The 5489-nt window shown below is 74.6% G+C and carries 2 protein-coding genes and 1 pseudogene; all 3 read right to left on the bottom strand.

Annotated elements, in window-relative coordinates:
• The coding region (locus HW578_RS22225) for a serine/threonine-protein kinase (protein WP_198372897.1) at positions 1-955 on the bottom strand (955 nt) is incomplete at its 3' end.
• 80 nt (positions 956-1035) lie between these two features.
• Positions 1036-4023, bottom strand: coding sequence for a CHAT domain-containing protein (locus tag HW578_RS22220; RefSeq protein WP_198372896.1), 2988 nt, complete (start codon positions 4021-4023; stop codon positions 1036-1038).
• Between the two features lie 124 nt (positions 4024-4147).
• A pseudogene (locus HW578_RS22215) lies at positions 4148-5489 on the bottom strand (hypothetical protein); the annotation flags it as partial.

The following is a 5489-nucleotide window of genomic DNA, read 5'->3' as shown; positions in this document are numbered from 1 at the left end:
CGGACGGGGCGGGGGGCGGGGTCGGCGCCGGGCGCTGCATGGTGCCGCTGCCGGCCGGGCGCGCGGTAACCACCGTCGCGTCCTCGTGCAGGCCGGGCAGGCCCGGCATGCCGGCGGTCTCGGGGGCGGCGGCGGGCGCATTGGCCGCCGCGCGGATGGCTTCGGCGAATTCGGTCGCGGAGCGGAAGCGGTCGTCGGGGCGCTTGGCCAGCGCGCGCGCGATCACCGCGTCGAAGCCGCGCGGCGTGGTGACGGAAAGCTGCGAGGGCGGCGGCGGTTCCGTGTTCAGCGCCTTGTGCATCACGGCGGAGAAGCCGCCCTCGAAGGGCTTCTCCCCGGTCAGCAGCTGGTAGAGCATCACGCCCGCCGCCCAGATATCGGCGCGCAGGTCCACCGGTTCGCCGCGGAACTGCTCGGGCGCCATGTAGGAGGGCGTGCCGATCAGCGTGCCGACCTGCGTCATCGAGGAATTCTCGAGCCGGGCGATGCCGAAATCGGCGATCTTCACCTGGCCGTCGGTGGTCATCATGATGTTGCCGGGCTTGATGTCCCGGTGCACCACGCCGCGCTGGTGGGAATAGGCGAGCCCGGCGCAGACCTCACTCATGATCCGCACGATGTCCGGGATGGTGAAGCGCTCGTTCTTGTCGAGCCGGCCCTTGAGGCTGCCGCCCTCGACCAGCTCCATCACGATCCAGGCTTCGGCGGCGTTCTCGCCATAGTCGTAGACGCCGACGATGTTGGGATGGGAGAGCCGGCCCGCCGCCTGCGCCTCGCGCCGGAAGCGGGCATGCGCTTCCGCCGCCTCGGGGTCGTTCTCCGCCGGGCGCCTGACCACCTTGATGGCGACGCGGCGCTCGATGATGCGGTCGATCGCGTCATAGACCGTGCCCATGGCGCCGGCGCCGAGCGTGCCGCGCACCTCGTACTTCTGGTTCAGCTCGGCTGGCAGCATGGGTCCTGGCGGTCTCCGGCGTCCGGCAGTCGTAACGGCGCCATGCTACAGGCTCGGCGCGCCGATGTCGTCCCCGCGCATCATAGCCGCGCCGGCGCGGAGGCCGCCGCGCTGGCCGCACCGGCGCGGCGGCCATCGCCGATCAGCACGAAGGGCGCCCAGTAGTAGGGATGCGCGAAGGCGGCGGGAAGGTTGCGCCCGGCCTCGTCCAGGATCAGCAGCTGCGCCCCGCGCAGCGATGCGGCGGAACTGGCACCCCCCTGCTGGCGCCGCAGCGTATCGGCCACGGTCAGCGCCGCGGCGGCGTCGTCCACCGCCCAGTGGGTCACCATCAGCCCGCGTGCTCCCGCATAGAAGAAGGCACGCGCCAGGCCGGACAGCGCCTCGCCGCCGCCTTCGCCACCCGGCCCGCCGGTGTTGCAGGCCGACAGGATGACCAGGTCGGCATCCATCTTGATGTCGAGGACCTCGCTGGCCTTGAGGAAGGCCGGGTCTGCCGATGGCGCGCCGCCCGGCGGCGAGGCGACGATCGAGGGCTCCGTCAGGCACGACAATTCGCCCGGCAGCAGCGCATGGGTTGCCAGGTGCACCACGCGATACTGGTCGAGCTGCTGGCGGCGCATGTTCGCCAGCGTGAACTCCGCCCCCAGGATCGCCCGGTCGGGCGCCGCACCCAGCAGCTGGCGCGAGGCCAGCACCTCGGCGCGCGTGCCCGGCAGCCGCCCCAGCCCGGTCGCGAGCCGCGCATCCGTGCCGCAGCGGTTCGCCGGGAAGGACCGCGCGAACTGCGCACCGGAGGGCGGCACGAAATCCCCGAAGCCGATATAGGGCAGCGGCGCGGTGGACCCCGTCCCCCCCGCGCGCAGCGTCACCAGCGTCTGCGGGGAGGGCACGTGCACGATGGCGTGCCGGCGGATCAGCCAGTCCGAGGCGCCGGTCGGCTCGCCCTGCACCGGCTGGCCAAGCAGCAGGCCGAAGGGCAGCGCGAGCAGCGGCCCGTCGGGGGCCACCACCAGCGTTGCCGTGCCGCGCAGCGCGTCGTCCAGCGGGCTCACCAGCAGCCGGTGCAGCTCGTGCGCCGCGTCGGCGTCGAAGCGCGGCACGCCACCCGCGCCGATCTCGCTCGACCGCCGCACGCGGTTGACCAGCGCGGCCACCGCCTCCTCGCCGAGAGGCACGCGGCGCGCATCGACGCGCCCGCCGCGCACCACCATCACGAAGCCCTCGCGCGGGCCGAGCAGCATGGTCAGCAGCGCCTCGTCGGGGCCGAGTGCGCGCGCCACGCTGTCGGCATCGACCGCGGCCAGCAGCAGCTGGCGATAGCCCGGCGCGGCCGAGGCGACCTGGCTCTCGGCGTCCGCGCGTCGGGCCTGGGCGGCGGCGATGCGGGCATCGAGCGCGGTGTTCGCCGGGCCGGCGGCATCCCGTTCGGCGAACAATTCGCGCAGCTCGCGATCGACGTCCTGCAGCCCGCGCACCGCGCCCTGCACCGCCTGGTTGCCTTCCGAGACACCCAGCCGTGCGGAGGCCTGCTGCACGAAGCGCGCCGTGCTTGACCGCTGCGCCAGCTGTGCGGCGCCGAACATCTCCGAGCGCAGCGACCCCGATTGGCCCGGATTGGCCGCGGCCTCCTGGTCCAGCGCATCGAGGTAGGGCACCACGAGGCCGACCGGCAGGCCGATCTGGCGCGCCCGCAGGATGGCCGCGCCGGCGCGGAAGGCGGTCAGCGCCTCCGGCCGCCGGCCGCTGCGCAGCCGCTGCTGGCCGGCCAGGAACAGCGTCACCGCCTCGGGCCGCTCTCCAGGTGCTGCGATGGCGAAGCGGCTGGCGGCGCGTTCCATCAGCTGGGCGGCGGCCTCGGTGCGGCCGAGGCGGATGTCGGTGCCGGCCTCGGTGCGCAGCGCGCGGCCGACCATCATGTTCGGCTCGAGCCCGGCGCGGCGCAGCACCAGGCGGGATTCGGCGATCAGCGCCCCGGACTCCGCCCCGCGCCCGGCGCGCGAGAGCGCCACCGCGCGGTTGCGCTTCGCCTCCGCCAGGCCGAGCACGGCGGATTGCACCAGCGGGTCGGCAACCAGGTCGGACCCGTCGCCCTCGCGCGCCGTGAGGTTGGGGGTGAGCGCGGCATAGGCGCCCTCGGCCTGTTGCAGCAGGCCGATCGCAGCGTTGGGGTCCCCGGCATTGAGCGCATGCAGGCCGCGGTAGTGCAGCACGCGCGCCCCGGTCGCCGGGTCCGCCGCGCGCGGCGCGAGGGCGGCGGCGCGGTCCAGCAGCACCTGCGCCTCTGCCAGGCGGCGCTGGTTCGACAGGTTGATCGCGAGGTGCAGCATCGCCGTCGCGCCATTGGGGTTGTCGCGCCCCATCACGCGTTCCTGCACTGCGAGCGCGGCGCGGTAGGCATCCTCGGCGGCGGCGAAGTTCTCTGTCTGGTTGAGGTCGCGCCCGAGCGTCATGAGCTGTTCGTAGCGCCCGACATCGGACGCGCCGAAGGCATCGGCGGACAGCCGCGCCACCGCGAGCTCGAGCGCGGCCGAGCGCCCGCCGCCGGCCGCGGCGGTCCCACTGCCGCCGGTGCGCCCGGTGGCGAGCCGCTCGATCACCGGCAGCGATGTGGCGACGCCATCGGCCACCACCGGGCCCGAGGGGCCGGCGGTGACGATCGCCACGTGCGGCCACCCGCCGGAGCGCCGGGTGCAGGCCAGCAGCCGCGCCGATCCGCCCCCGGCGATGGTGGTGCGCGTCGGCGCCGCGCAGGTCACGCGCTGGTCGAGCCAAGCCCGCCACAGGCCGGAGGCGGCGATGGCGTCGAGATCCGCCTCGGTCGTGCTGCCCGAGAGTTCCAGCACGCGCGCGGCGGGCTGCGTCCAGCCGCCGCAATAGGCCTCGCGCGCGCGCAGCACCGGGCGGTCGGCCGGGATGCTTCGCCCGGGCTGCACCTGGCAGGCTTCGTTGCGGGCATCGGTGCCGGCGGGCTCACCCGCCACCGCGCCGCCCGTGCGCGTGACATAGGCATCGGGCTGCGGCTCCGTGCAGGCGCCCAGCAGCAGGAGGACGGCGACGGCCCCCATGCGCGCTGCGGGCCGCACGGCTTCCCCATTGCCTGAGGTCCTCCGGCGCAGGCCGGGCAGGCGGGGCGCCGGGGACAGGGCGCGTGCCAGGGTGCGGAACATCGACATGGCGGCGTGCACGGCCTCAGTAATCCTCGTCGCCGACGTTGGGCACCTGCACCTCGGGATCGGTGATGCGGTTGTTGCCGAGGCGCAGGTCCACCTGCTGCGGCGGCGCCTGCGGGATGGAGATGATCTGGCTCGGCACGATGCAGTTCACCGAGGAGACGACGCAGCCGTTCAGCCGGTAGCGCGACAGCGCGCCCGAGGCCGCCGGCCGGGTGGTGTCGGCGAAGCGCGCCGCCGCCGCACCGTCCACCGGCGAGCCGGAGACATCGGTCAGCCGCCCGGTCAACTCGGCCGACCCCCCCGTGCCATGGATGGCGAGCCGCCCGGCCGAGGCGATGGTGCCAGTCGCGGTGCCGCCGTCCAGCAGCAGGAAGACCGCGCTGCGCCCGGCATCGATGTTGATCCTCATGGTCCCGGCCGCCGCGCTGCTGGCCGGGCCGAAGGCGCCCGGCGCTTCGGTGCCCGGGATGCGTACCTGGGTCGGCTGCTGGCGGGCCGGCAGGCCGGGCTGGTCGGGCTGGACGATGGTGATCGGCTCGGGCGTGATCGAGGCGTTGCGCGTGTCGAACACCACCGCGGGCAGGTCGCCCCCGCGCGGGACCACGAAGATCCGCCCGACGGTCTGGATGCCAGCCGGTGCGCTGAAGGCGACCGCGCGGCCGATGGTAAAGACGCCGTCATCCAGCACCAGCGTGCCGGCGGAATCGATGTCGAGGAGGTTGGTGAAGAAGTTCGACCGGCGCAGCGTGATGGCGCTGGCGGCGAGGCGGATGCTGTCGTTCGAGACCAGTGTGCTGTCCGTCACCGACATCGCGCCGCCTGTCTGCAGCAGGATGCTGACCGGATCGATCTGGAAGGACTGCAGCGTGACACCCTGGCCGGCCGTCAGGCGCACCGCCTGGCCGGCGGTGATCTTGCCGCCAGACAGCGTCGCCGTGGCCGGCGTGGTGATATCGAGGTCGATGCCTGCCGTGGTCTGGCCGGAGAGCGTCACCGCGCCGCCCGCCGAGAAGCTGGCCGTGCCGCCCGCCTGGACCGTGCCGGTCTGGCTGAGCCCGCCGCCGGCCGCGAGCGCCAGCGCGCCGCCGGCCGACACGAAGCCCGTGCTATCCAGCGCGCCGGCGGCCGACAGGCGGACCTCGCCGCCCGCGGTCAGCCCGCCGCCATGGCTGAGATTGCCGCCGAGCGCGCTCAGCGTGGCGTCGGTCCCGGCGCTCAGGCCGCCCGTCGTGGTCAGCCCGCCGCCCGCCGTGGCCGTGAGGCTGGCGCCGGCGACATGCGTCCCGCCCAGCGTGATGCCGCCACCGGCGGCCAGCGACAGCGTGGTCCCGGCCTGCACCGCCCCGTTGCTCGCGAGC

This window comes from Roseomonas rosulenta (assembly GCF_016106005.1).
Lineage (GTDB): Bacteria > Pseudomonadota > Alphaproteobacteria > Acetobacterales > Acetobacteraceae > Neoroseomonas > Neoroseomonas rosulenta.
Note: the sequence above shows the minus strand (reverse complement) of the source record. Positions and strands in the feature narration are given on the sequence as shown.